The organism is Streptomyces sp. NPDC022552 (assembly GCF_055561875.1).
The window spans coordinates 1-23,654 of the sequence record NZ_JBVHGJ010000017.1 but is presented as its reverse complement, the minus strand read 5'-3'; the positions used below and the strand labels follow the sequence as shown (position 1 = coordinate 23,654).

The following is a 23,654-nucleotide window of genomic DNA, read 5'->3' as shown; positions in this document are numbered from 1 at the left end:
TGCGACGAGCCGCCCTCGGACCCGGCTCACGCCGGTGGTGCGGACGCGCGCCATTCGCGGCCGATGTCGCGCATCAGCGGCGGGTAGACGATCAGGTGCCGGAAGGGGGCGATCGCGGCCATGTAGGCCTTTCCGAAGAGGCCGTTGGGCTTCACCAGGACGGCCATCTGGCCACGGTGGCCGCCCTCGCCGTCGGGGACCCAGCTCAGGTGCATCACTCCGTGCACGGTCCGGTTGGCCATCTCCGCAGCCCACTCGTCGTCCCTCAGGTAGACGGACGTGAAGGGCAGCACCTCGAACTCCGGTCCTGCGGGGCCGTCGCGGAGGTCCTGCGGCAGCCTGTCGCGCAGGGTCGGCACCCGGGAGCCGAGGCCCTTCTCCTTGTCGTCCCAGCCGAGCAGCTTGCCGAGCTTCCAGCGGATCGCGAAGAGCAGGCGAGCGATCCGGGAGGAGTTGTCGCCCGTGTCGCCGCCGGCGAAGTTCCTTACCAGGCGCGGGAATTCGTCGGGCCCGCCGGGCGTGGGCAGCGCCCAGACGTCGTAGAGGCGGAAGTCAGGCGTTATCTCGTGGATCCGCCAGGGGCGGGAGGTGTGGGCCGACTCGGGAAGTTCCATGGTGTGCCTCCTGCGGTTCGTTCCGTACAGAGGAGTGCGTCGTACGCGGGTCGAGCCCGAGGGCGCCCGCGGCCGCGGCGACCACGAGCGACGCGTCGTCGGGCACGCGGCCGGCGAGGGCGATCGAGGTGCCTTCGAGCGCGCCGACATAGGCCAGCGCGACGTCCCCGGCGGGCGGCCCGTCGGGGATCGTCCCCGTCGCGCGTCCGGCGGCGATGTATCCGGTGCAGAGGTCGAGGAGCTGTCGGTAGCCCGTCTCCACCTGGTGTCCGATCGGATGGTCCTGTCCGGAGAACTCCAGCCGCAGGGCCACGGCCACGCGGGCGATGTCGCGCCGGCAGAAGACGGTGTGGGCACGCGCGAGCGTGAGCAGCGCGGCGAGCGGTTCCGACTCGCGCTCGACGTACCGCCCGACCTCCTGGTCCCAGACCTGGAAGACCCACTCGGACACGGCGAGGGCGAGGTCCTGCTTGTCCTTGAACTGGTGGTAGAGCGCGCCCCGCGTGTAGCCGGCGTCCCTGGCCACCTGTTCCAGGACGAGATTGCTGTACCCGTGCCGGGACAGCCCCCGAGCGGCCGACTCCAGAAGCGCGTTGCGCGTGCGCTCCCTCCGCTCGGCCTGCGTCGAACGCCGAGGGGCCGAGGAGCCGGACTGCTCACGTACATTCATGTATGTATGTTACTGCTCCCGCAGCGCCTCCGCCAGGACTTCCGCCATGTGCCGGCCCTGACGGCCCGCCAAGGAGTCCAGCTGGGTGCGGCACGAGAAGCCGTCGGCCAGGATCACCGCGTCGTCGTCCGCGGCACGGATCGCCGGGAGGAGCTGGTCCTCGGCGCAGGCCACCGAGACCTCGTGATGGCCCGGCTCGAAGCCGAAGTTGCCCGCCAGACCGCAGCAGCCGCCGCTCAGCTCCCCGACCAGGCCCATCCGTTCCCGCAGCCGGCGGTCCGGTCCGTCGCCCAGGACCGCGTGCTGGTGACAGTGGGTCTGACCGGCCACCGGGTGGTCCAGGCGCGGCGGCTCCCACGCGGGCGCGAACTGCTCCAGGGCCTCCGCGAAGGTCCGTACGGAGGAGGCCAGCTCCCGCGCACGCGGGTCGTCCGGGAGGAGTTCCGGGAGGTCCGTCCGCAGGGTCGCCGCGCAGGAGGGTTCGAGCACGACCACGGGGTGACCGAGCCTGGGCTCCATCACGTCGAGCGTCCTGCCCATCGTCGCCCGCGCCCGGTCCAGCTGCCCCGTCGACACATACGTCAGCCCGCAGCACACCCGCCCCGGCGGCAGCCCCACCCGCACCCCGGCCGCCTCCAGGACCCGTACCGCCGACTTGCCGACCCGGGGCGCCAGGTGGTTGGTGAAGGTGTCCGGCCACAGCCAGACGTCGGACACCGTCTCGAGGCGCGTGCCGAACCACGAGACGAACGTCCGCGACGCCACCCGTGGCAGGTCCCGCTCCGGAGCGACGCCCGCGAACCGCGAGGGGAACATCCGCGCGAGGTTCAGGGCCGGGCCGAACAGCCGCAGCCACTCCGGCAGCCGGCCCATCGTGACGTGCGACCACGGCCGCCGCCGGCCCGCGTAGTGCCGGTCCAGGAACTGCGCCTTGTACGAGGCCATGTCCACACCCACCGGACAGTCGCTCCGGCACCCCTTGCACGACAGGCACAGATCGAGCGCCTCCTTGACCTCCTCCGAGCGCCAGCCGTCCGTGATCACCTCGCCGAGCGCCATCTCGTGCAGCAGCCGCGCCCGGCCCCGCGTCGAGTGCTGCTCCTCCCCCGTCGCACGGTACGAAGGACACATCACCCCCGGCCCCGACGTCGGCCCCTCAACCCGGCACTTGGCCACGCCCACACAGCGCGCCACCTCCCGGCCCATCACCGGCAGGGACGTGAAGCGCAGCCCCTCGTCCAGCGGCAGGGGCCGCACCAGCATCCCCGGGTTCAGACCGCCGTCCGGGTCCCACACGTCCTTGACCCGGCCGAACAGCGCCACCAGCTCGGAGCCGTACATCTTCGGCAGCAGCTCGGCCCGCGCCTGCCCGTCCCCGTGCTCCCCCGACAACGAGCCGCCGTGCGCGACCACCAGGTCCGCCACCGCCTCCGAGAACTCCCGGAAGCGGCCCACCCCCGCCCCCGAGTAGAGGTCGAAGTCGATACGGACGTGAATGCACCCGTCACCGAAGTGCCCGTACGGGGTGCCGCGCAGACCGTGCTCGGCGAGCAGGGCGCGGAACTCCCGCAGATACGCCCCGAGCCGCGCGGGCGGCACCGCGCAGTCCTCCCAGCCGGGCCAGGCCTCGGCACCTCCCCCGGACTCCGTCCGGGAGGCGCCCCCGGGCATCCGGGTCGCCGTGCCCGCCGCGTCCTCCCGGATCCGCCACAGCGCCCGCTGATCCGCCGCATCGACCACCACCGAGGCGTCCAGCGCGTCCGCCGCCCTCACCAGCTCGCGCGCCGCCGCCTCCCCGTCCATCTCCACGAAGAGCCAGGCCCCGCCGCGCGGCAGCCCGGAGGCACCCCGTACCAGGTCGGCGGCCATCCCCTCCACCGTCAGCGGCCGGTACGACAGGAGCCCCGCCGCCGCGTCGGCCGCCGCGCTCTCGTCCGCGTACCCGAGGACCGCCAGGACCGGCGAGGCGGGCAGCGGGACCAGCCGTACGGTCGCCTCCGTCACCACCCCGAGCGTCCCCTCGCTCCCGCACAGCAGCCGGGCCACGTCGCCGCCCCGCTCCGGCAGCAGCGCGTCGAGCGCGTAGCCGGAGATCCGGCGCGGCAGCCCCGCCGGGTACCCCGTCCGCACCAGCGCCAGGTTCCGGTCGATCAGCTCCCGCAGCCCCGCCGGAGCCCCCCGCCAGTCCCGCCCGAGGACCATCGCCTCGCCCCCGTACGTACGGACGTCGAGCGAGAGGACGTTGTCGGCGGTCGTGCCCCAGGCCACCGAGTGCGCGCCGCACGCGTTGTTGCCGATCATCCCGCCGAGGGTGCAGCGGCTGTGCGTGGACGGATCGGGGCCGAAAGTCAGCCCGTACGGGCGAACCGCGTTCCGCAGCCGGTCCAGGACCAGGCCCGGCTGGACGACGGCCGTCCGCGCCTCGCGGTCGACGGAGACGACCGACCGCAGGTGACGGGTGAAGTCGAGCACGACACCCGTGCCGGTCGCCTGCCCCGCGATCGACGTGCCGCCGCCCCGTGCGACGACCGGCACCCCCCGCGCGCGGCAGACGGACAGCACCGCCGCCACGTCGCCGGCGTCCCGTGGCGCGACCACACCCACCGGCACACGGCGGTAGTTGGACGCGTCCATCGTCATCAGCGCCCTCGCCGTGGTGCCGAAGTCGACATCTCCTGCCACGGCCGCGCGCAGCGCCGCCTCCAGCTCGGACCGCTCGTGGTGTTTTCGCACGAGGTCAGGATGTCTCACCTGTCGTCTCATCCGGCGGACATCGTCGGCCGTGTGCGGTCCGACCCGATACGCTCCGCCTCGTGGCTGAGATCCGGATTCCCGCTGACATCAAGCCCGCCGACGGCCGTTTCGGCGCGGGCCCCTCCAAGGTGCGTACGGAGGCGCTGGACGCCCTGGCCGCCACCGGCACCTCCCTCCTCGGCACGTCCCACCGCCAGGCTCCGGTCAAGAACCTGGTCGGCGAGGTACGTGCCGGAGTGCGTGACCTCTTCTCGCTGCCCGAGGGCTACGAGGTGATCCTGGGCAACGGCGGCTCCACCGCCTTCTGGGACATCGCGACCCACGGGCTCATCGATTCGAAGTCGCAGCACCTCACCTTCGGCGAGTTCTCCTCCAAGTTCGCGAAGGCCGCGAAGCTGGCCCCCTGGCTGGCCGAGCCGACCGTGATCTCCTCCGACCCGGGCACCCACCCGGAGCCGCAGGCCGAGGCGGGCGTCGACGTGTACGCGTACACGCACAACGAGACCTCCACCGGTGTCGCGGCCCCGGTGAAGCGGGTCGCGGGCGCCGACGAGGGCGCGCTCGTCCTGGTCGACGCGACCTCCGGCGCGGGCGGCCTCCCGGTCGACATCACCGAGTCGGACGTCTACTACTTCGCCCCGCAGAAGTCCTTCGCCGCCGACGGCGGCCTGTGGCTCGCGGCCTTCTCGCCGGCCGCCCTGGAGCGCGCCGCGCGCATCCACGCGTCCGGCCGGCACATCCCGGAGTTCTTCTCGCTCCCGACGGCGATCGACAACTCGCTGAAGAACCAGACGTACAACACGCCGGCGCTCTCGACCCTCTTCCTGCTCAACGAGCAGCTGAAGTGGATCAACGGTCAGGGCGGTCTGGACTGGGCCGTGGCCCGGACGAAGGAGTCCTCGCAGGCGCTGTACGGCTGGGCCGAGGAGTCCAAGTACGCGACGCCTTTCGTCACGGACGCGGCCAAGCGCTCGCAGGTCATCGGCACGATCGACTTCGCCGAGGACGTCGACGCGGCGGCGGTGGCGAAGGTGCTGCGCGCCAACGGCATCGTGGACACCGAGCCGTACCGCAAGCTGGGCCGCAACCAGCTGCGGATCGCGATGTTCCCGGCAATCGACCCGGCGGACGTGCGGGCCCTGACGGCCTGCATCGACTACGTGATCGAGAAGCTGTAACCCCTGGGTGTACGAAGGGCCCGGCATCGGACATGGCCGATGCCGGGCCCTTCGCCGTACCCGCGTCCGAGCGGCTCAGCCCATCTGTGCCTTGACGTGGTCGACGACCTCGTTGAACTCGACGGTCGGCGAGAACTCCACGACGTCGACGTCCTCCACGGCTTCGGGGGCGTGACCGGGACCCCAGTAGTAGGCCTGTCCGGCCTCGTAGAACTCCTCACCCGAAGCGGTCCGCATCCTGATCCGACCGCTCAGCAGGTAACCCCAGTGGGGGCACTGGCACAGGTCGTCCTGGAGGCCTTTGAGCGCCGGCGCCATGTCGGTGCCCTTGGGAAGGTGGATGAAGGCGACGGTCATGTCGCCTCCGGCGTCCGTCATGCGGAAGTCCAGGCCGCCGCCTTCCATGGCGACAGGAGTGTCCTCGCGAGTGAATCCCGTCATGGTTCCTCCACGCGTTTTCCGGTCCCCTTCCAGTTTCGACCCGGGGGCGCCCGCGGTCGAGACGGGGAGTCAGCGGCTGAGGCGCTGGAACCTCCGTACCGCGAGCGGGAGGAAGACCGCCGTCAGGAGCAGCGGCCAGAGAACGGCCATCAGGAGCGCGTGCTGTTCCACCCAGCTCCCGCCGCCCGCGCCCGGGTTGCCGAACAGCTCGCGGGTGGCCGCTACCGTCGAGGAGATCGGGTTCCAGGCCGCGACGGGGGCCAGCCAGCCCGGCATCAGGGACGGGGCCACGTACACGCTGGAGATCATCGTGATCGGGAAGATCACCGCGTAGAGCGCGCCGGCGGTCTCCGTGTTCGGGACGATCAGCCCGCACCAGACTCCCACCCAGATGAGGCTGAACCGCAGCAGGAGCAGCAGGCCGAAGGCGAGCAGCGTGCCGCCGACGCCGCCGTCCGAGGTCCAGCCGATGGCGAGCGCGGTGGCGGCGAGGATGGCGAGCTCGGCGGAGGCGATCAGCAGGTCGGACAGACCGCGGCCGGTGGTGACGGCGGAGGGCGCCATCGGCATGGACCGGAACCGGTCCATGACCCCCTTGCCCGAGTCGGAGACGACGGCCGTCGCGGTGTTCATGAGGCCGAAGGTCATCGTCATGGTGAACATCCCCGGCATGAGGAAGTCCTTGTAGTCGCCGCCGCCGGGCACCCGCATAGCGCTGCCGAAGACGAAGCCGTAGAGGAGGACGGAGACGATCGGGAAGCCGAGCTGCCAGAGGATGGCGACGGGCTGGCGGCGGTAGTTGAGCAGGGTGCGGAGGACGAGGGTGGCGCAGTCGGCCAGCGCCCAGTAGGCGCGGCCGCGAGTGGCGACCGGGGTCCGGGCCCGGTCCGCCGTGGCGGCGGTCGTCATGCGGCTGTGGCTCCTTGGGTGTCGGGGCGGGTGGCGCCCGGTTCGCCGGGCGTGGCGTCCGCGCTCGGGCGGCCCGTCAGGGCCAGGAAGACGTCGTCCAGGCTGGGGCGGCGCAAGCCGATGTCCTCGACGGCGATCCCCTCGTCCCGCAGGGTGCGCGCGACGTCGGTCAGGGCGGCGACCCGGTCGGTGACGGGGGCGTACAGGCGCCGGTCGGCCTCGTCCACGGCGGGCTCGGCGGCCGCGACGCGGGCGAGGACCTTCCGTACGGCCGGCAGGTCGGCCGCCTCCGCGACCACGACCTCGATCCGGTCACCGCCGACCCGGTCCTTCAGCCCGTCGGGGGTGTCGTCCGCGATGGCCCGGCCGTGGTCCATGACCGTGATCCGGGAGGCGAGCCGGTCGGCCTCGTCGAGGTACTGGGTGGTGAGGAGCACCGTCGTACCGCCGGCCACCAGGGCGCGGACGGCGTCCCACACCTCGCCCCGGCCGCGCGGGTCGAGGCCGGTGGTCGGCTCGTCGAGGAAGAGGACGTCGGGCGCGAGGATCATCGAGGCGGCCAGGTCGAGGCGGCGGCGCATGCCCCCGCTGTACTTCCCCGCGCCCTTGTCGGCGGCGGCGGTGAGGTCGAAGCGGTCGAGCAGTTCGGCGGCCCGGTCGCGGGCGCGGCGGCCGCCGAGGTGGAAGAGCCGGCCGAAGAGCTCCAGGTTCTGCCGGCCGGTCAGGCCCTCGTCGACGGCCGCGTACTGGCCGGCCAGACCGATCCGGGCGCGGACGGCGCGCGGATCGCGGACCACGTCGATCCCGGCGACCTCGGCCCGGCCCCCGTCGGCCTTCAGGAGCGTGGCGAGGACGCGTACGGCGGTGGTCTTGCCCGCGCCGTTGGGCCCGAGGAGGCCGTGGACCGTGCCGGGGCGGACGGCGAGGTCGAAGCCGTCGAGAGCGAGGGTGCTCGGGTGCCCGCGACTGCCGCTCTTCCTCCCGCGGCTGCCGCCGTACCGCTTGCGCAGGCCCTCGGCGAGGACCGCGTGTTCGTCCATGGGAATCCTCCGTTCGGCGAAACTGAGTACACCGTACCCGATTCAGAGTACGGTGTACTCAGTTTTAAGGTGAGGCCATGAAGGACGCGACGACGAGCAGCCTGGAACTCCTGTGGGGCACGGGTGAGCGCCCCAGCCGCGGCCCGAAGCCGGGCCTCACCCTCGACCGGATCGTCACGGCCGCGGTCGCGGTCGCCGACGCGGAGGGTCTGGACGCGGTGTCGATGCGGCGCGTCGCGGCCGAGCTCGGGGTCGGGACGATGTCGCTGTACCGGTACGTCCCCGGCAAGACCGAGCTGCTCGACCTGATGCTCGACCGCGTCCAGGGCGAGTCCTACGAGGACGACCCGCGGATCCCCACGCACTGGCGCGAGACCGTCGAGCAGCTCGCGCGCTCCTACCGCGAGCTGTACCAGGCCCACCCCTGGCTGCTCAGGGTCAACCAGGCCCGCTCGGTCCTCGGCCCGAGCGCGCTGCGGGGGCTCGAACTCTGCCTCTCCGGCCTGAAGGGGCCGCACGGGATGGGGCTGAGCGACCCCGAGACGATCGGGGTGATCATCGCCGTGCAGAACTACGTCACCGGTGTCGCCCGCATGGAGATCCAGGCCGCCGAGGCCGCGAAGGAGACGGGCGTCGGCGACGAGGAGTTCTGGACGGGCCAACAGCCCTTCCTGGAGCGGGCGATGGCCTCGGGCGACTACCCGCACATGGCGGCCCTCGCCGAGGACACCTTCTCCCGCGACATCGACCACTTCGCCTTCGGGCTCGAACGGCTCCTCGACGGCCTGGAGGCGCTCGTCAGCCGCGCCGCAGGAGACGCTTCACGCCGATGACCAGGGCGGTCGCGGCGCCGAGCACGATCACGCCGACGGTGAAGTTGCCGCGGTCCTCGGCGGTGGCGGACGAGTCCGGGCCCTGACCCGGGTTCTTCGGCGATCCGCCGGGGGACTCCGCCGAGGGGCGCGGGCCCGGGTCGCGGTCCACGCGCACGACCTTGCTGTTCGCGCCCTCCGAGCCGAACATCAGCGCCGAGCCGTCCCTCGTGTACGTCACCGACTCGGCCTGCCCCTGGAACGGCGCGCCGGCGGCCGTCCCCTCGTCACCGAGGCGGCCGTCCTTCCACACGTACTCCCTCGCGCTGAAGTAGCCACGCAGCAGGAGCCGTTCGCCGTCGGGCGAGAAGGCGCCGTCGGTCACCCACGGCACGTCGTCGACGCGGCGGAACACGTTCGTACCGGAGGCCGAGAGCCGCTCCGGGCCCGCGTACAGCCCGCCCGTGTTCTCGTTCTTGCTGGCGATGTAGACCCGGCCGGTCTTCGGATGCACCATCAGCGCCTCGGCGTTGCGCGGCCCTTCGGCGTACTTCACGTCGTACTGCTTCGCGGTGACGGTCTGGTTCCTCAGCTGCTTCGGCTCGGGGAAGCGGTAGATCCAGACGTGGTCCCAGGTGCCGTCCTTGTTGTCGCCGATGTCGCCGACGTAGATGTCGCCGTCCGGGCCGACGGAGATCGCCTCCATGTCGCGGGGCGTGCCGACGCCCTTCATGGTGAGCGTCGCGACCGTCTCGCCGGTACGGGAGTCGATGCCGTAGATCAGCGGCGCGTCCTGGTCGTTGTGCGTCCAGTAGACGCCGGGGTGCGCGCGACTGGCGGCCAGACCGCTGGACTCGGTGATCCGGGGGTCCTTGATCGTGAAGTCCTGGTCCGCCTCGGCGGCCGCGGCGGGGGCGGCCGCCGAGGTCAGGACCAGCACGGCGGCACCGACAGCACCCAGGAGTGATCGCATGCCCTCCAGCGTGCCACGGGTCCGGCCACGGCCGCCGCCTCAGGTGGTGGTGGGCGCCACAAGGCCCCCTTGTCCGAGGACAACGCCGGGTGGCCGGGATCACGTCGCTGGGGGTGGCCGGCCTCCGCGATGATGTGACCATGCGTTTCATGTTCGTCGGCGACAGCTGCACCATCGGACAGGCCGGCGACCACACCTGGCGCTACCGGATGTGGCAGCACCTCGAAGCCTCGCTGCCCGGCCGGTACGAGATCGTCGGGCCGCGCACCGAGCTGTACGACTCCGTCGCCGACGCGCCCGTCTCGCACGCCTACGCCGACCCGGCCTTCCCCGTTCCCGCCCGCCGCCATCTGGCCGGCTGGGGCGAGGGGTGGCTGCACATGGCGCCGCTGATCGGCGAGACGGTGACCGCGACCGGGGCCGACGTCCTGCTGGTCTCCCTCGGCCTGATAGACCTCGGCTTCTACACCAACAGCGCGCAGACCGTGGAGAACACGCGCGCCTTCGTCGCCGCCGCCCGCGCGGCGAACCCGCGTGTAAGAGCAGTCGTCATGCCGGTCATCCCGAACGTCCGGGCCACGTACGACCCGCCGTTCGCCGCCGAGTGCGAGCGCTTCAACGAGCTGCTCGCCAAGGCCGTCGCCGACCTGGACACGGCCGCGTCGCCCCTGCTGCTCGCGACGCCACCGGAGCCGTACGACCTCTCCACGGACACGTACGACGGCACACACCCCGGCCCGTCCGGCGAGCACAAACTGGCGGCCTCCTTCGCCTCGGCGATGTACCAGGCGTGGGGGCTCGGCACCGCGTACGCGGGGTCCGTACGGCGGCCGCTGACAGGGCGCCAGGCGACCTGACAGGCCCCGCGCGAGGCTGTCAGGCATCAGCCCGCGGGCTGTCAGCACGGCTCGGCATCGTCTTCCTCGCCAGGAACGACGACACCGAATCACAGGAGACACCCCGATGAACGCCGACCCGCCGCCGTCATGCAGCTGCTCATCGCCCTCGCCTTCGTCAGCATCCCGATCGTGCGCCACCGCTTCGGCCCGGCCGCCACGACGGCCGCGGAGGCCGAGCTCTCCCGCCAGGGCGTCCGGCCCGGAGTCCTCGCCGAGAACGGCCTCAGGTTCGACGCGAGCGGGCACGAGACGTGGGCCCCGGTCTCGGTCGCGGTGATCATGACCACGATCGCCGCCCTCAACTTCGCGGGCGACGGCTGGGGGCAGACGCTGACCTGGATCTTCCAGTCGCTCGTCATCGTCATGAACGGCTTGATCCTCTACAGCAACCTGACCGCCGTCTCCTCCGTGCGGGCCGCCTTCGCGCGCAAGGGCGACCCGGAGCCGGCCCGTGTCGACGTCCCCGCCTTCCTGGAGGCCGCGGAGAACGCCTTCCCCGGCTGGGTCCGGATCCAGCAAACATCCGCCACGCCATCGTCTTCGGCGGCTCGGCGGTGGCCCTCGTCGCCCTCGCCCTGCGGTGACGCTCACGCCGAGCGGGTCAGCCGGTTCGCCAGGGTCGACAGCGTGTAGGCACCGATGCCGAGGACGACCTCCAGGGCGTTCTGGCGGGTGTACCTCCAACCGAAGAACTCTTTTAGATCCTCGTCGCTCACGGCTCCGGCAGCGGCGAGGATCTGGTGCGTGAACCGCCGTATGCCCTCCAGCCGTTCGGGTTCGGAGGCCGGACCCAGCTTGGCGAGCTTCGCCTCGTGCAGCTGGATGCAGAGATGGCACTGGTTCCGTACGGCGACCGTCAGGATCACCGTCTCGCGGGAGTGCGGGTCGAGCGTCGTGGACTCGAACATCGCGCTCAGCTTCAGGAAGCCGTCCAGCGCGTGCGGGGACTCGGCCATGCGGGCCACGGCCTGCGGGACGTGGCCCCAGGCGGCGGCGACGCGCTCCATCGAGCCGCGGGAGGCGGCGGGGGCGGTCTCTACGGTGTGATCGGTGAACAAGGCGACTCCTGGGCAGACGCGAGCAGGGAGTAGAATCGACAACATGGTTGACCAGTTCGATGCGAGAAACGTAAACCAGGTTGTCGATAGCAGCAAGGGGGAATCGGATTCCGCGGCCGGGTTCGAGCTGCCGCTGCTCCTCTTCGCCGGCTTCCGCACCCTCATCGACCGGCTCCACGCCGAACTCGCCCGCCAGGGACACCCCGACCTCCGCCCCGCCCACGGCTTCGCCCTGCAGGCCATCGCGGCGGGCGGCCCGCGCGGGGCCACCGCCAGCGACATCGGCCGCCGGCTCGGCGTCTCCAAGCAGGCCGCCGGCAAGACCGTCGACCGCCTCCTCGCCGTCGGCTACGCCGAGCGCGCCGACGACCCCGCCGACGCCCGCCGCAAGCTCGTCCGCCTCACGCCCCACGGCCTCGACGCCCTCACCCGCTCGGCCGAGATCTTCGACGAACTGCACGAGCAGTGGTCCGCGACCCTCGGCGCCGAGCGCGTACGGGACATGGAGGCCGCACTCCGCCAGGTCGTACCGCCGGAGACCACGTTCCGCCTCGACGCCGGCAGCTGGCTCGGCGGCTGACCGTGCCGAGCAGGCCGACCCGACCGACCCGACCGACCCGGCCGGCCCCAACGTCCGCGCACCGGAACCCTCTTGCCTGAAGCGCGCTCCAAGGCGTTGGCTTGGGGACCATGAAGTACACGCAGCTCGGACGCACGGGCCTCAAGGTCAGCCGACTCGTCCTCGGCACGATGAACTTCGGCCCGCAGACCGGCGAGGCCGACAGCCACGCGATCATGGACGCCGCACTCGACGCGGGCATCAACTACTTCGACACCGCCAACGTCTACGGCTGGGGCGAGAACAAGGGCCGCACCGAGGAGATCATCGGCAGCTGGTTCGCCCAGGGCGGCCGCCGCCGCGAGAAGACCGTCCTCGCCACCAAGGTCTACGGCTCCATGGCCCGCGAGAGCGAGACCTGGCCCAACGAGGACAAGCTCTCCGCCCTCAACATCCGCCGCGCCGTCGACGCCTCCCTCAAGCGGCTCGGCACCGACCACATCGACGTCTACCAGTTCCACCACATCGACCGCTCGACCCCCTTCGAGGAGATCTGGCAGGCGATCGACGTCCTGATCCAGCAGGGCAAGATCCTCTACGCCGCGTCGTCGAACTTCCCCGGCTACAAGATCGCCCAGGCCAACGAGGCCGCCGCCCGGCGCGGCATGGTCGGCCTCGTCAGCGAGCAGTGCCTGTACAACCTGTTCGAGCGGCGCGCCGAGATGGAGGTGCTCCCGGCCGCCCAGGAGTACGGACTCGGGGTCATCCCCTGGTCCCCGCTGCACGGCGGGCTGCTGGGAGGTGTCATCAAGAAGCAGGTCGAGGGCGGCCGGCGGGCGAGCGGCCGGGCCGCCGACAGCCTCGCCGACACGGCCGTGCGCGCCAAGATCCAGGCGTACGAGGATCTGCTCGACAAGCACGGGGTCGAACCCGGCGAGGCGGCCCTGGCCTGGCTGCTCACCCGCCCCGGCATCACGGGTCCGATCGTCGGCCCGCGCACGGCGGAACAGCTGGAGAGCGCCCTGCGGGCGGTCGAGCTGGAGCTCTCGGAGGAGCTGCTGGCCGGGCTCGACGAGGTCTTCCCGGGGCCGGGACCGTCGCCGGAGGCCTTCGCCTGGTGAGCGGTGCCGTCTGACGAGCTGCGCCGGTGCTCGGCGGGCTACTGGCCGAGCACCGACGACAGCGCGACGATCGCAAACATCAGTACGAGCACACCGGCCATGATCCGGTTACGAGTCTTCGGGTCCACCCCACGAGATTAACCCGCGCCGCCCAGCGGCCACGCGGCGACCGTCTCGTACCGCGGCTGTTCCCCCGGCACACCGCCGGCCGGCAGGTTGCTGCGGACGAGCGCCAGCTCCGGGACCTGCCAGCGGGTTCCCTCGAAGGGGGCGAGCGCGTCGACGAAGGGGCGCAGGTCGAGGCCGGCGCGGGAGCGGGCGACCGTGACGTGGGCCTGGTAGCGGCGGTGCTCGTCCATCGGGACGCCCGCCCGGCGTGCGGCGGCGTCGGCGCGCTCGGCGAGCAGGCGCATCTCGTCGAGGTCCCCGGCGGCCCCCGTCCACAGCACCGCCCGGCCGAAGTGGCCGCCGCCGTGCAGCCGCAGGCCGAACGGCGGGGTGCGGTGGGCGGCGCGGGCGAGCCGCTCGTGGAGGTCGGGTAGCAGCCCGTCGTCGACCTCGCCCATGAAGGCGAGCGTGAAGTGCCAGCCGGGCCGCGAGGTCCACCGCAGCCGCTCGGCGTCGGGCAGGTGGGCCAGCCGGTCGACGACACCGGCGAGTTCGGTCAGCTGCTCCTGGGGTGGCAGTACGGCAGCGAAGAGCCTCATGCGAAGAGTCTGGCAGCGGCGGGCCGAGCGGGCGGGCCCTGTGGGGGCGCGAGGGGGCGTTCCGCGGGGCCGAACGCCCCCTCGCGCCGGGACTACGCCGCTGTCGCCAGCCGTTCGCGTTCCACGAACCGGACCCGTGGGTGCCCGTGGTGCCAGCCCAGGGACATCCTCAGGCCGCCGACCCGCGCCAGGACCAGGCCGATCCCGCCCGCCGCCACGAGCGAGACCAGGCCTCCCGTGGCGAAGCCCACACGCGGTCCGTACGTGTCCGTGATCCAGCCCAGGAGCGGCGCGCCGATCGGCGTACCGCCCGCGAAGACCATCATGTAGAGGCTCATGACCCGGCCCCGCATCGCCGGGTCCGTCGCGAGCTGGACGGCGGAGTTGGCGCTGATGTTGACCGTGAGGCCGACCATGCCGATCGGGACGAGCAGCAGCGCGAACAGCCAGAACGACGGCGAGAGCGCCGCCGCGATCTCCAGCACGCCGAAGACCACCGCCGCGACCACCAGCATCCGCAGCCGCGTGGAGCCGCGCCGTGCCGCGAGGAGCGCGCCGGCGAGCGAGCCGGCCGCCATGAGGGTGTTCAGGAAGCCGTACGTGCCCGCGCCGACGTGGAAGATCTCCTCGGAGAAGGCCGTGAGCCAGATCGGGAAGTTGAAGCCGAAGGTGCCGACGAAGCCCACGAGGACGATCGGCCAGATCAGCTCCGGCCGCCCGGCGACGTACCGCAGCCCCTCGCGCAGCTGGCCCTTGCCGCGCGGCGCGCGCTCCACCGGGTGGAACTCGCTCGGGCGCATCAGCAGCAGTCCGGTGAGCGGGGCGAGGAAGAACAGGCCGTTGAGCAGGAAGGACCAGCCGCTGCCGATCGTGGCGATCAGCAGACCGGCGACGGCGGGGCCGACGAGCCGGGCGGACTGGAAGTTCGCGGAGTTCAGGGAGACGGCGTTGCGCAGCTGCTCGGGGCCGACCATCTCGGAGACGAACGACTGCCGGGCCGGGTTGTCGACGACGGTGACCATGCCGAGCAGGAACGCGACCAGGTAGACGTGCCAGACCTGGATGTGGCCGGAGAGGGTGAGGACGGCGAGCGCGAGTCCGCAGAGGCCGAGGGCGGCCTGGCTGATCAACAGGATCTGCCGCTTCGGGTAGCGGTCGGCGATGACACCGCCGTACAGACCGAACAGCAGCATCGGGAGGAACTGCAGCGCTGTGGTGATGCCGACCGCGGCGGCGGAGCCGGTGAGGCTCAGGACCAGCCAGTCCTGGGTGATGCGGGCCATCCAGGTGCCGGTGTTGGAGACGATGGCACCGGAGAAGAACAGCCGGTAGTTGCGTATGCGGAGTGAGGAGAAGGTTTCCCCCCGACCGCGCGTGCAGGTAGCGGGTTTATGGACGGGTGCGGAGTCTGCTCCGGGTCCCGTACTCAAAGTGCGTCGCCTCCTCGGCGTCAGGGTCAGAGATGGGCGAGCTTCTCCAGGACGGGGGCCGCCGCGCGCAGCTTGGCCCAGTCGTCCTCGTCCAGGCCCTCCGCGAGGGAGGCCAGCCAGGCGTTCCGCTTGCGGCGGGACTCTTCGAGCATGGCCTCGGCCCGCTCGGTCTGGCTGACCACCTTCTGGCGGCGGTCGTCGGGGTGCGGCTCGAGACGGACCAGTCCCTTGGCTTCGAGCAGGGCGACGATGCGGGTCATCGACGGCGGCTGGACGTGCTCCTTGCGGGCCAGCTCGCCGGGGGTGGCCGAGCCGCAGAGGGCCAGGGTGCCGAGGACCGACATCTCGGTCGGGCTCAGCGACTCGTCGACGCGCTGGTGCTTGAGTCGTCGGCTCAGTCGCATGACGGCGGAGCGGAGCGCGTTCACGGCGGCGGCGTCGTCTGCGGTGCCGTGGGACAGGTCAGGCATGTTCGTTAGCGTAACTCATTAGCTGAGCTAAATACCACCCGGAATGCCCGTGCTCGAATCTGTCACCCAAACGAGTGAGATGGATCCAGAAAGTGACGCACCGGGCCCATCCGTGCCGCGACCCTGACTGACATGGGATCGACCGTGCTCAGCCTGCGCATCGACGGTGAGCTGCTCGACCGTCTCAAGGGACACGCCGCCAAACGCGGAATGAGCGTCCAGGACTACGTGGTCCGGACGCTCATCCGCGATGACTTCGACGAACGGTTCAAGTCGGCCGTCGACGAGACAGAGAAGTTCTACGGGCAGACGCAGCCCCCGAGCACGGCCACTACGTGAGGCCGAGGGCCGGCATCGCGTAGTAGAAGACGAAGACCGCCGACACGACGTACATGGCCACCGGGACCTCACGGCCCCGGCCGGCCGCGAGCCGCAGCACGCTGAAGGCGATGAAGCCGATGCCGATGCCGTTGGTGATCGAGTACGTGAACGGCATCATCACCATCGCCAGGAACGCCGGCACCGCGATGGTGAAGTCGCTCCAGTCGATCTCCTTGATCGAACCGGCCAGGATCAGGAAGCCGACCGCGAGCAGCGCGGGCGTCGCCGCCTGGGACGGGACCATCGTGGCGAGCGGCGTCAGGAACAGCGCCACCGAGAACAGACCGCCGGTGACCACCGAGGCGAGGCCGGTACGGGCCCCCTCGCCGACACCCGCCGTGGACTCCACGAAGCAGGTGGTGGCGGAGGACGAGGTGGCGCCGCCGGAGGCGACGGCCAGGCCGTCGACCAGCAGGACCTTGTTGATGCCGGGGAAGTTGCCGTCCTTGTCCATCAGCTTCGCCTCGTCGCCGACACCGAGGATGGTGCCCATCGCGTCGAAGAAGCAGGACAGCAGCACGGTGAAGACGAAGAGGACGCCGGTGAGCATCCCGACCTTCTCGAACCCGCCGAACAGGCTCACCTCGCCGACCAGACCGAAGTCGGGCGAGGCCACCGGGTTGCCGGGCCAGGTCGGGGTGGTCAGGCCCCAGGACGGGACGGTGGCGACCGCGTTGATCACCATCGCCACGATCGTCATGACGACGATGGAGATGAGGATGGCGCCCGGCACCTTGCGGATGATCAGCGCGAGGGTGAGCAGCGTGCCGAGGACGAAGACCAGGACCGGCCAGCCGGTGAGGTGCCCGTCGCCGCCGAGCTGGAGCGGGACGGTGGTGTGCGCGGCGTCGGGGATACGGGAGACGAAGCCCGAGTCGACGAGGCCGATGAGCATGATGAAGAGGCCGATGCCGATCGCGATGCCCTTGCGCAGGCCTACCGGGACCGCGTTCATCACGCGCTCGCGCAGACCGGTGGCGACGAGCAGCATCACGACGAGGCCCGCGAGGACGACCATGCCCATCGCGTCCGGCCAGGACATCCGCGGCGCGAGCTGGAGGGCGACGACCGTGTTGACCCCGAGGCCGGCCGCGAGGGCGATCGGCACGTTGCCGATGACGCCCATGAGGAGCGTCGAGAAGGCCGCGGTGAGCACGGTCGCGGTGACCAGCTGGCCGCTGTCGAGCTGGTGCCCGTACATGTCCTTGGCGCTGCCGAGGATGATCGGGTTCAGCACGATGATGTAGGCCATCGCGAAGAAGGTGGCGAAACCGCCGCGGACCTCGCGGGCGACGGTGGAGCCGCGCTCGGAGATCTTGAAGAAGCGGTCGATGCCGGAGACGGGAGTGCCGTTCTCCGGTGCGGGGGGCATGGCCTTGGCGGTGGCCGTGGTGCTCATGGGGGTTCCTCGTGGGGGGTGACTGTTGGCGGTTCATACGAAGGAAACCCGCCAGAGGCAAACCGTTTCAGTATGAACACATGAACGAGCGGGCGTCCATCTCCGCGCGTAGACGCCCCCTCGGGACGCCTGGGGAGATGGACGTCCGGGACGCCTAGACTGACCGCATGGCGAAGTGGACCCCCAAGCACGAGGCACCCGAGCCCCTGGAGGGGCCCGTCGTCGCCACCATCACCGGCGGCACGATCCTCTGGTTCGTCCTGTTCCTCGTCCAGGTCCCCTTCTACGGCTGGTTCGACGATCGCGACCTCACCTGGTGGGTGTGGACGTGCCTGGCCGGCGCCGGCCTCGGGCTGATCGGCATCTGGTACGTACGGAAGCGCGACGCGGCGATCAAGCGCGCGGCCGCGGGCGGGGCGCCCGAGGGCGAGCCGCCGGCTCCCCACGCCTCCTGACCCCGTAGTACCCCGGGACGATTCCGGTCCTCCCGCGGTCTGATGTTCGCCCCTCTCGGCGGGTGAACGACCGGTTCCGGTCGTACCGTCGAAAACATGACTCAGCGGGCGAAGATCGACACCGACGGCAGCGGGAATCCGGCGGACGAGCCTCCCGTCGTCCACCGGGTCGCCGGACTGACCTCCGCCGAGGTCGCCGAGCGCGTCGCCCGCGGCGAGGTCAACGACGTACCCGTCCGCAGTTCCCGCTCCACCGTCGACATCGTCCGCGGCAACGTCTTCACCCGCTTCAACGCGATCATCGGCGTGCTCTGGGCGATCATGCTCATCGTCGCGCCGATCCAGGACAGCCTCTTCGGCTTCGTGATCATCGCCAACACCGGCATCGGCATCATCCAGGAACTCCGCGCGAAGAAGACCCTCGACGGGCTCGCCGTCATCGGCGAGGCCAAACCCACCGTCCGCCGCGACGGGACCGCCGCCGAGGTCTCCACCTCCGAGATCGTCCTCGGCGAACTGATCGAGCTCGGTCCCGGCGACAAGGTGGTCGTCGACGGCGAGGTGGCGGAGGCCGACAGCCTGGAGATCGACGAGTCGCTGCTCACCGGTGAGGCCGACCCGGTCGTGAAGAAGCCCGGCGACCGGATGATGTCGGGCTCGTTCGTCGTCGCGGGCGGCGGCGCGTTCACCGCCACCAAGGTCGGGCGCGAGGCGTACGCCGCCCAGCTCGCCGAGGAGGCCTCACGCTTCACCCTCGTCCACTCCGAGCTGCGCTCCGGCATCTCCACGATCCTCAAGTACGTGACGTGGATGATGATCCCGACCGCGATCGGCCTCATCATCAGCCAGCTCGTCGTCAAGGACACCAACTTCAAGGACTCCATCGCCCGGACCGTCGGCGGCATCGTCCCGATGATCCCCGAGGGCCTCGTCCTCCTCACCTCCGTCGCCTTCGCGATCGGGGTGATCCGCCTCGGCCGGAAACAGTGCCTCGTGCAGGAGCTGCCGGCCATCGAGGGCCTGGCGCGCGTCGACGTCGTCTGTCTCGACAAGACGGGCACGCTGACCGAGGGCGGCATGGACGTCACCGAACTGCGCCCCCTGAACGGCAGCGACGAGACGTACGTACGGAAGGTCCTCGGCGCCCTCGGCGAGTCCGACCCGCGCCCCAACGCCTCCCTCCAGGCCATCATCGACGCCTACCCCGACTCCGACGACTGGCGCTGCACCGAGTCGCTGCCCTTCTCCTCCGCCCGCAAGTACAGCGGCGCCGCCTTCAGCGAGGGCGACGGCGACGCGTCCTCCTGGCTGCTCGGCGCGCCCGACGTGCTCCTGCCGGCCGACGACCCCACCCTCGCCGAGATCGACCACCTCAACGAACAGGGGCTGCGCGTCCTGCTCCTCGCCCGCACCACGCGCGAGCTGGACTCCCCGGAGGTCGCCGCCGAAGCGCGCCCGGCCGCCCTCGTCGTCCTGGAGCAGCGATTGCGCCCCGACGCGGCCGACACCCTCGCGTACTTCGCCGACCAGAACGTCGCCGCCAAGGTCATCTCCGGTGACAACGCGGTGTCGGTCGGCGCGGTGGCGGGCAAGCTCGGCCTGCCCGGCGCCGAGAACACCGTCGATGCCCGTCTGCTGCCGGCCGAACAGTCCGCGATGGCCGACGAACTCGACCGCAACGCGGTCTTCGGCCGGGTCACCCCGCAGCAGAAACGGGACATGGTGGGCGCGCTCCAGGCCCACGGCCACACGGTCGCCATGACCGGCGACGGCGTGAACGACGTCCTCGCGCTCAAGGACGCGGACATCGGCGTCTCGATGGGCTCGGGCTCGGAGGCGACGAGGGCGGTGGCCCAGATCGTCCTGCTGAACAACTCCTTCGCGACCCTGCCGTCGGTGGTCGCCGAGGGCCGCCGGGTCATCGGGAACATCACCCGGGTGGCGACCCTCTTCCTGACGAAGACGGTGTACTCGGTGCTGCTGGCGGTCCTGGTGGTGTGCAGCCAGGTCGAGTACCCGTTCCTGCCCCGGCACCTGACCCTGCTGTCCACGCTCACCATCGGCGTGCCGGCCTTCTTCCTCGCGCTCGCCCCCAACAAGGAACGCGCGAAGCCGAACTTCGTGAAACGGGTGATGCGGTACGCGATCCCGGGCGGCATCGTCGCTGCGGCGGCCACCTTCACGACGTACCTCGTGGCCCGCTCGTACTACAGCGGCACGGGCGCCCTGGACGCCGAGACGAGCGCCGCGACGCTGACCCTCTTCCTGGTCTCCTTGTGGGTCCTGGCCATCGTCGCCCGCCCCTACACGTGGTGGCGCATCTCCCTGGTGGCGACGATGGCCGGCGCCTTCCTCCTGGTCCTCGTGGTCCCCTGGCTCCAGGACTTCTTCGCCCTGAGACTGGTGGGCGTGACGATGCCGTGGACGGCGGTGGCGATCGCGGCGGCGGGCGCGGCGCTGCTCGAAGTGGCGTGGCGCTGGGTGGACCGCAGGTTCCCGGCCTGACGGGCCGGCCGCCGGGTCACCGCTCGGCGGGGACCTTCGCCGTCGCCCGCCACAGGCGGTGGCAGGAGAGCAGGGTCGCCGTGAGCAGGAGGCCGTTACGGAGGACCATCAGCGTATTGCCCAGGGGCGAGCCCTGCATGACGTCCAGGTAGTACGTCGGGAAGGCCAGTGCCGTCACCACGGTCGCGGCCAGCAGCAGCCAGGCCACCGGGCGCTGCGTGGTGAGCCGCGAGGTGAGGCAGACCGCCGCCAGGCCCAGGAGCCAGACCATGTACTGCGGGCTGATCACCCGGCTGGTCACCGTGAACAGCAGGACCGCGGTGAGGGCCGCGTCGAACGGTGTCGCCTCCGTCCACCGCGAGGCCCGGCCCCGCCAGAACATCAGCCAGCCGAAGGCGGCGGCCGTCGTCATCAGCGACAGCTGCGCCACGGTCGCCACGTGCGCCCCGACGAACTCCAGGGCGCCGTAGCGGACCTCGATCCCGATCGGCATACCCGACGCCCGCATCAGCGACAGCACCGTGCCGCCCAGCGACTCGATCTGCACGCCCCGGGCACCCTGTTGCGACAGGAAGTCGAAGCTGTGCCGGAACGCGAGCGCGAGGACGGCCAGCAGCGCCGCGGCGGTCACGACGGCGGACCGCCACGCCTGCCGGCCGGCCCGCCCGTGCTCCGTTCCCAGCAGGGTGAGCAGCGGCCACACCTTGATCAGGGCGCCGAACGCGGCGAACGCCCCGCCGACGCGCGGGTGGCGGCGCCCGGCGAGCAGCGCGAGGACGGCGAGGGCCGTCACCTGGATGTCGAACCGCCCGTGCGGAAGGTTCAGGAGCAGGGGAAGTCCGGCGGTCCACAGCCAGGCGCCGGCGATCCCGCGGCTCGGGCGGGCGAGCGCCAGCGTGACCACGGCGTCGGCGGCGAGCGTGAGCACGAGGAACGCCGCGAAGTAGTCGAGGAACGGCAGCAGCGAAGGAAAGAGGAACAGCAGCCCGGCGCCCGGCGGGTACTGCCAGGTGACGTCGCCGACCGGGTACGCGCCGTCGGTCAGCTGCTGGGACCACCGCGGGTAGAGGTACTCCACCTCGGCGGAGACGTTGCTGACGCCGATGTCGTCCTGCACCAGCAGGTACACCATGGCGATCCGGGTCAGGGCCCAGACCGCCCAGACCGCGGTACGTGATGTCCCGAACGACCGGACGGCGTCCCGGGCCGCCGGGGCGGAACCGGCCAGGTTCGCCGCCGGCTCGGGAGGGGCCTCGCCCAGAAGGCCGGCTCGCTGCTGCGTCATGGACCGGGAATGTAGGGCGATCCGCCCCCCGTCTCCATGAACGCACCGCTCACACCCGCCCACGTCCCCCGTCGGGCGGGCACCCACAGGGCCAGGTGGCCCCGCCGGGTCCGCTCCGCATGCCGGACACCCCCGGCGGTGCGAGCTCGTCGAGGACGTCGAGGAAGGGCGGAAGCAGGGGGTTCCGGCCCCCGGCGGGCCACATCAGGCCGTAGTCGACGGTCGGGGCGTCGCGGAGCGGCACGAAGGCCAGCCCCGGTCGAGCGTGGAACCGCTCGGCGCGGGCGGCGACGGTACTCACCCCCGCACCGCAGGCGACGTGCACCAGGACCTCCGGCCAGTAGTGCGTCGCGGGGCCCTGCGGGATCGGGCGGCCGGCGGGGGTCCGGCGCGGAAAGTGACGGTCCATCCAGTAGCGGGGGACGTGCGCGTCGGCGAGGGTGACGAGCACGGTGTCCGCGAGGTCCTCCAGCGAGACGGACTCCTCCAGGGCGAACGGATGATCCGCGGGGACCATGAGCGCACGGGGTTCCGCGAACACCAGCCGCCCGGTGGTGACGTCCGTCTCGACGACGGGGAACTCGGTCAACTGCACGTCCACCGTGCCGGCGCGCATGCCACCGAGGGGATCGCAGAGCTGGATCTCCCCGATCTCGACCTCGCAGCCCGGGTGCCGCGCCCGGAACAGTGCGGCGGCCCGCCACACGAGCTCCCCGCACCACGGCGCGGACCAGCCGACCCGCAGCACGCCCGCGGTCCGTACGCCGCGGCCGGCCGCGATCGCCTGCGCGAGTCCGAGGCCGATCTGTTCGTACGCGGGCAGGAGGTCGTCACGCAGCCGCCGTCCCACCTCGGTCAGGGTCACGCTGCGGCTGTTGCGCGTGAACAGCTCGGCGCCCACCCGGCGTTCCAGCCTCTTCACGGTCTGGCTGATCCGACTCGTCGTGACGTGCAGGCGCCCAGCGGTCCTGCCGAAGTGCAGCTCTTCGGCCAGCGTGAGGAACGCCTCCAGCTCCAGTCGTTCGAGCATGTGCCCCCCTCGTCGTGTAGCCATGCTCAACGGAGCGTGCTCTCTTCGGCTCTTGTCGGCCGATGCGCCCGGTCCCGATGCTGAGGTCACCCCGCAGCCCCGGAATTCCTTCTCGATCCAGGAGCCGATCCGCGATGCGCAAGATCGTCAACTCGACCTACCTCTCCCTCGACGGCGACATCGAGAAGCTCGACGAGTGGTCCTTCGACCACTGGAGCGACGACCTGGAGCGGTACGCCCACAAGCTCCTGTTCTCCGCCGACGCCCTGCTGATGGGGCGTGAGACGTACGTGAACTTCGAGGCCGCGTGGTCGGAGCGCGCGGGTGCCGACGCCTTCGCCGACCGCATGAACGGCATCGACAAGTACGTCGTCTCCTCGACGCTCGGTGGGGGCGAGTGGGGCGCCACCACCGTCGTCCCCCGGGACGGGGCCGTCGAGGCGATCGCCGAGCTCAAGGCGCGACCGGGCGGCGACATCCTCATGTACGGCTTCGGGCCCGTCGCGAAGACCCTGCTGACGCACGGCCTGCTGGACGAGATCCACTTCTGGCTCCACCCGGCGATCGCGGGCGGCGGAAGCCTCGCCGCCGACGGCTTCCGAGGCCGCCTGAGGCACCTGCGCACCGAGGTCCTCGACACCGGTGTCGTGGTGCTCGTCTACGCACCCGCGTCCCCTTCCCCACGATGAATGAGACGAGACGTTTCGTCTCGTATTCATGGCGTCACTATGCCGCCGGCCGCCACCCCGAGTCAAGCGCCGGCCGCCGATGAGTTTCGCCGAGGCCGGCAGTCAGACAGACAGTTCACACAGACACGAGACACCGAGGAACCCACCATGCGCACCCTGATCAGCACCGCCTTCGTCTCCCTCGACGGCGTCGTGGAGGGCCCGGGCGGCGAGCCCGGCTACCGGAACTCCGGGTGGACCTTCAAGAACATCGAGTTCCTCCCCGAGGCGTACGA

At 71.3% G+C, this 23,654-nt stretch carries 24 protein-coding genes and 1 pseudogene; 11 read left to right on the top strand and 14 right to left on the bottom strand.

The genetic code is table 11. The annotated features are described in order from the left end of the window. Positions 1 to 26: 26 nt before the first annotated feature. Genes ACZ3OF_RS31790 through ACZ3OF_RS31780 form a run of 3 tightly spaced genes read right to left on the bottom strand, consistent with a single transcriptional unit; the run spans position 27 to position 4,047 of the window. Positions 27 to 614 carry a DUF2867 domain-containing protein gene (locus ACZ3OF_RS31790; protein ID WP_361677273.1) on the bottom strand — a complete coding sequence of 196 codons (588 nt, stop codon included), beginning with the start codon at positions 612 to 614 and terminating at the stop codon, positions 27 to 29. After that, positions 553 to 1,284: a TetR/AcrR family transcriptional regulator gene (locus ACZ3OF_RS31785; RefSeq protein ID WP_361677270.1), complete on the bottom strand. Its 732-nt coding sequence runs from the start codon at positions 1,282 to 1,284 to the stop codon at positions 553 to 555. Before ACZ3OF_RS31785 ends, ACZ3OF_RS31790 begins: the two co-directional genes overlap by 62 nt. A gap of 9 nt (positions 1,285 to 1,293) precedes the next feature. Further along, positions 1,294 to 4,047, bottom strand: coding sequence for an FAD-binding and (Fe-S)-binding domain-containing protein (locus tag ACZ3OF_RS31780; RefSeq protein ID WP_467308226.1), 2,754 nt, complete (start codon positions 4,045 to 4,047; stop codon positions 1,294 to 1,296). A gap of 50 nt (positions 4,048 to 4,097) precedes the next feature. Between ACZ3OF_RS31780 and serC the strand changes: the two genes are divergently transcribed. Then, positions 4,098 to 5,216, top strand: a complete 1,119-nt coding sequence (serC, locus tag ACZ3OF_RS31775) for a phosphoserine transaminase (protein WP_361677264.1) — start codon at positions 4,098 to 4,100, stop codon at positions 5,214 to 5,216. A gap of 75 nt (positions 5,217 to 5,291) precedes the next feature. Here serC and ACZ3OF_RS31770 read toward each other — a convergent pair whose 3' ends face one another. From ACZ3OF_RS31770 to ACZ3OF_RS31760, 3 genes are all read right to left on the bottom strand, one after another. Beyond that, positions 5,292 to 5,657: a cupin domain-containing protein gene (locus tag ACZ3OF_RS31770; RefSeq protein ID WP_361677261.1), complete on the bottom strand. Its 366-nt coding sequence runs from the start codon at positions 5,655 to 5,657 to the stop codon at positions 5,292 to 5,294. Between the two features lie 69 nt (positions 5,658 to 5,726). Next, positions 5,727 to 6,566: an ABC transporter permease gene (locus ACZ3OF_RS31765; protein WP_361677258.1), complete on the bottom strand. Its 840-nt coding sequence runs from the start codon at positions 6,564 to 6,566 to the stop codon at positions 5,727 to 5,729. After that, positions 6,563 to 7,606 (bottom strand): ATP-binding cassette domain-containing protein, encoded by a 1,044-nt coding sequence (locus ACZ3OF_RS31760; protein WP_361677255.1) that lies wholly within the window; start codon positions 7,604 to 7,606, stop codon positions 6,563 to 6,565. Before ACZ3OF_RS31760 ends, ACZ3OF_RS31765 begins: the two co-directional genes overlap by 4 nt. Before the next feature lie 77 nt (positions 7,607 to 7,683). On the opposite strand from ACZ3OF_RS31760, the gene ACZ3OF_RS31755 reads away from it, so the two are divergent. Beyond that, on the top strand, positions 7,684 to 8,439 hold the full coding sequence (locus ACZ3OF_RS31755; protein WP_361677252.1) for a TetR/AcrR family transcriptional regulator: 756 nt from the start codon (positions 7,684 to 7,686) through the stop codon (positions 8,437 to 8,439). Here ACZ3OF_RS31755 and ACZ3OF_RS31750 read toward each other — a convergent pair. After that, the gene (locus tag ACZ3OF_RS31750; protein WP_467308221.1) at positions 8,405 to 9,391 is read right to left on the bottom strand and encodes a WD40 repeat domain-containing protein; all 987 of its coding nucleotides are present in this window, start codon (positions 9,389 to 9,391) and stop codon (positions 8,405 to 8,407) included. The genes ACZ3OF_RS31755 and ACZ3OF_RS31750 overlap by 35 nt on opposite strands. Positions 9,392 to 9,531: 140 nt before the next feature. On the opposite strand from ACZ3OF_RS31750, the gene ACZ3OF_RS31745 reads away from it, so the two are divergent. Together ACZ3OF_RS31745 and ACZ3OF_RS31740 are read left to right on the top strand one after the other, a co-directional pair. Further along, entirely contained in the window at positions 9,532 to 10,248 is a 717-nt protein-coding gene (locus tag ACZ3OF_RS31745) for a GDSL-type esterase/lipase family protein (RefSeq protein WP_361677246.1), read from the top strand. A gap of 129 nt (positions 10,249 to 10,377) precedes the next feature. Next, positions 10,378 to 10,923, top strand: a complete 546-nt coding sequence (locus ACZ3OF_RS31740; RefSeq protein ID WP_467308219.1) for a hypothetical protein — start codon at positions 10,378 to 10,380, stop codon at positions 10,921 to 10,923. Here the strand turns inward: ACZ3OF_RS31740 and ACZ3OF_RS31735 are convergent. Continuing rightward, positions 10,878 to 11,348, bottom strand: coding sequence for a carboxymuconolactone decarboxylase family protein (locus ACZ3OF_RS31735; RefSeq protein WP_467308218.1), 471 nt, complete (start codon positions 11,346 to 11,348; stop codon positions 10,878 to 10,880). The genes ACZ3OF_RS31740 and ACZ3OF_RS31735 overlap by 46 nt on opposite strands. Before the next feature lie 43 nt (positions 11,349 to 11,391). Between ACZ3OF_RS31735 and ACZ3OF_RS31730 the strand changes: the two genes are divergently transcribed. Together ACZ3OF_RS31730 and ACZ3OF_RS31725 are read left to right on the top strand one after the other, a co-directional pair. Continuing rightward, positions 11,392 to 11,928 carry a MarR family winged helix-turn-helix transcriptional regulator gene (locus tag ACZ3OF_RS31730; protein WP_361677238.1) on the top strand — a complete coding sequence of 179 codons (537 nt, stop codon included), beginning with the start codon at positions 11,392 to 11,394 and terminating at the stop codon, positions 11,926 to 11,928. A gap of 110 nt (positions 11,929 to 12,038) precedes the next feature. After that, positions 12,039 to 13,028, top strand: a complete 990-nt coding sequence (locus ACZ3OF_RS31725) for an aldo/keto reductase (protein WP_361677235.1) — start codon at positions 12,039 to 12,041, stop codon at positions 13,026 to 13,028. Positions 13,029 to 13,165: 137 nt separating this feature from the next. On the opposite strand, the gene thpR is transcribed toward ACZ3OF_RS31725, so the two are convergent. The 3 genes from thpR to ACZ3OF_RS31710 all read right to left on the bottom strand — a co-directional run bounded on the left by thpR (position 13,166) and on the right by ACZ3OF_RS31710 (position 15,635). Continuing rightward, positions 13,166 to 13,735, bottom strand: coding sequence for an RNA 2',3'-cyclic phosphodiesterase (gene thpR, locus ACZ3OF_RS31720; RefSeq protein WP_361677232.1), 570 nt, complete (start codon positions 13,733 to 13,735; stop codon positions 13,166 to 13,168). 92 nt (positions 13,736 to 13,827) lie between these two features. Next, positions 13,828 to 15,165: an MFS transporter gene (locus tag ACZ3OF_RS31715; protein WP_467308214.1), complete on the bottom strand. Its 1,338-nt coding sequence runs from the start codon at positions 15,163 to 15,165 to the stop codon at positions 13,828 to 13,830. A 26-nt stretch (positions 15,166 to 15,191) separates the two neighbouring features. Next, positions 15,192 to 15,635, bottom strand: coding sequence for a MarR family winged helix-turn-helix transcriptional regulator (locus ACZ3OF_RS31710; RefSeq protein WP_260230443.1), 444 nt, complete (start codon positions 15,633 to 15,635; stop codon positions 15,192 to 15,194). 132 nt (positions 15,636 to 15,767) lie between these two features. Here ACZ3OF_RS31710 and ACZ3OF_RS31705 point away from each other — a divergent pair, with 132 nt between their 5' ends. Then, a complete protein-coding gene (locus tag ACZ3OF_RS31705) occupies positions 15,768 to 15,974 on the top strand; it encodes a ribbon-helix-helix protein, CopG family (RefSeq protein WP_361677226.1) in 207 nt (68 codons plus the stop codon). Here ACZ3OF_RS31705 and ACZ3OF_RS31700 read toward each other — a convergent pair. Further along, positions 15,967 to 17,388 (bottom strand): NCS2 family permease, encoded by a 1,422-nt coding sequence (locus tag ACZ3OF_RS31700; protein ID WP_467308346.1) that lies wholly within the window; start codon positions 17,386 to 17,388, stop codon positions 15,967 to 15,969. The genes ACZ3OF_RS31705 and ACZ3OF_RS31700 overlap by 8 nt on opposite strands. Positions 17,389 to 17,582: 194 nt before the next feature. Between ACZ3OF_RS31700 and ACZ3OF_RS31695 the strand changes: the two genes are divergently transcribed. Beyond that, positions 17,583 to 17,870, top strand: a complete 288-nt coding sequence (locus tag ACZ3OF_RS31695) for a DUF2530 domain-containing protein (RefSeq protein ID WP_361677223.1) — start codon at positions 17,583 to 17,585, stop codon at positions 17,868 to 17,870. Between the two features lie 96 nt (positions 17,871 to 17,966). Further along, a complete protein-coding gene (locus ACZ3OF_RS31690; RefSeq protein ID WP_467308210.1) occupies positions 17,967 to 20,375 on the top strand; it encodes a cation-translocating P-type ATPase in 2,409 nt (802 codons plus the stop codon). Between the two features lie 16 nt (positions 20,376 to 20,391). Here ACZ3OF_RS31690 and ACZ3OF_RS31685 read toward each other — a convergent pair whose 3' ends face one another. Then, positions 20,392 to 21,660 carry a glycosyltransferase 87 family protein gene (locus ACZ3OF_RS31685; protein WP_361677217.1) on the bottom strand — a complete coding sequence of 423 codons (1,269 nt, stop codon included), beginning with the start codon at positions 21,658 to 21,660 and terminating at the stop codon, positions 20,392 to 20,394. A gap of 49 nt (positions 21,661 to 21,709) precedes the next feature. Continuing rightward, the gene (locus ACZ3OF_RS31680) at positions 21,710 to 22,690 is read right to left on the bottom strand and encodes a LysR family transcriptional regulator (protein ID WP_361677214.1); all 981 of its coding nucleotides are present in this window, start codon (positions 22,688 to 22,690) and stop codon (positions 21,710 to 21,712) included. A gap of 134 nt (positions 22,691 to 22,824) precedes the next feature. Between ACZ3OF_RS31680 and ACZ3OF_RS31675 the strand changes: the two genes are divergently transcribed. Further along, complete coding sequence (locus ACZ3OF_RS31675) at positions 22,825 to 23,379, top strand: dihydrofolate reductase family protein (RefSeq protein WP_467308207.1); 555 nt, start codon at positions 22,825 to 22,827, stop codon at positions 23,377 to 23,379. Positions 23,380 to 23,526: 147 nt separating this feature from the next. Beyond that, a pseudogene (locus tag ACZ3OF_RS31670) lies at positions 23,527 to 23,654 on the top strand (dihydrofolate reductase family protein); the annotation flags it as partial.